The organism is Bacillus sp. JJ1127, assembly GCF_036965845.1.
In the GTDB taxonomy this organism is placed as follows: Bacteria; Bacillota; Bacilli; order Bacillales; family Bacillaceae_G; genus Bacillus_A.
On sequence record NZ_JBALQK010000403.1, the window covers coordinates 1 to 1653 of the forward strand.

The following is a 1653-nucleotide window of genomic DNA, read 5'->3' on the forward strand; positions in this document are numbered from 1 at the left end:
TTTCGTGTTGACATACCAGATATTGGGCAAGAAAATATCAAATGCACAAGTTAAAAAATTATTAAAAGATGGAAAAACAAATACCATTAAAGGGTTTAAGAAGGGCGAGGATCTTTTTAGTGCAGTTTTATCATATAACGTAGCAGCTAGTAAATTAGAGTTTAAAAAACCTGAAAATAAAGAAAAAGAGGTAAAGAAAGAAAGGACCCTTCAAATTTCAATTTTTAATCAAAAATAAACTTCGAGTTTGTTGTCATTGAAGGGAGAAATGAGGTTTTAATGTGGGGAGAGCATTATTTAATGCAATTGGAATAGCGTTAGGATTCTGTTTATTTATTACTGCGTGTTCAAAGTCCGATACTATGCCTTCTAAATCTAATGAAGCAAAAAGTGAAGTAGTTGAAAAGGAAAATAGCAAAAAAGAAATTAGAAAAGAGGATGCCAAGACATATGAATCGTTGTTTGCTACAAATGCATCATTAATGATTCAAGAAGGACCAGGTAAATATGCCAAAAAAACAGCACTTACACCTCAAGAAACTAATGAACTTAATAAAGAATTAATAAATTTACCTAAAGATTTAACTGCAGAACAAATTTATGTACAATTACTTAATTTGCAAGCTCAAAATTATAAAGAAGCTGTACAAAAGTTAGAAGAAATTATTCCTGAATTAGCAATAAAAGATCAAAAAAATGAAAGCATAGATTCTAATATACCTAAAAATAAAGCTCTAAATGTGGAAGTTTTATTAGATTCAAGTGGTAGTATGGGTGGTAAAGTTAATGGTGAAATAAAAATGGAAGCGGCAAAGAAAGCAATACAAAATTATCTTGATAAGCTTCCTGATGATACAAATGTAATGTTACGGGTTTACGGACATAGAGGAAGTAACAATGAAGGGGATAAAAATTTATCCTGTGGTTCTTCTGAAGTTATGTACCCATTAAAGCCTTATAACAAAGAAGAATTCAATACTGCTTTATCAAAATTTAATCCAAAAGGCTGGACACCATTAGCTTCAGCTATTCAGGCTGTAAATGATGATTTTAAGGAGTATACCAGCGACGAAAATTTAAATGTTGTATATATTGTTAGTGATGGAGAAGAAACTTGTGGCGGAAATCCGGTTGAAGTAGCTAAATACCTAAACCAATCAAGTATACATGCAGTAGTTAATATTATAGGTTTTGATGTGAAAAATAATGAGCAACAGCAATTAAAAAATACTGCAGAAGCAGGCAAAGGGAATTATGTAACAGTCAGTAACGCAGATGAATTACATCAAACTCTTAATAAAGAGTATGAAAAGTTATATAAGGAATGGCAAAATTGGAAAATTGACCAACACCTCAGTCTTGGTACACAATGGGCGGATCTATTTATGAATATTAAAAAGGCTCACATTGAAATAAATGATGTCATTAACAACGAAAATTATAATCTGAAAAATAGTGTTTCTTTGCTAAATGAAAAAGGAGTAATTAATAGTGGTAAAAAACAAAATATTGAGAATCTTATACAACTCCGATTTGATACGATTACTAGATATTATAACGACAGGGAAAAAGAATTAATATCTCTTATTAGTGAAAATGAGAAAAAAATGAAAGAACGGCTAGAACAATCTAGACCATAGGATAAAATAATGA

2 protein-coding genes are annotated in these 1653 nt (G+C 30.4%); both read left to right on the top strand.

From position 1 onward, the window contains the following. Nucleotides 1–238, top strand: a 238-nt coding sequence (locus tag V7183_RS25150) for a topoisomerase C-terminal repeat-containing protein (RefSeq protein WP_335361236.1), incomplete at its 5' end; no start/stop codon positions are given. A 43-nt stretch (nucleotides 239–281) separates the two neighbouring features. Next, nucleotides 282–1640, top strand: a complete 1359-nt coding sequence (locus tag V7183_RS25155) for a vWA domain-containing protein (protein WP_335361237.1) — start codon at nucleotides 282–284, stop codon at nucleotides 1638–1640. The last annotated feature ends 13 nt before the right edge of the window (nucleotides 1641–1653 follow it).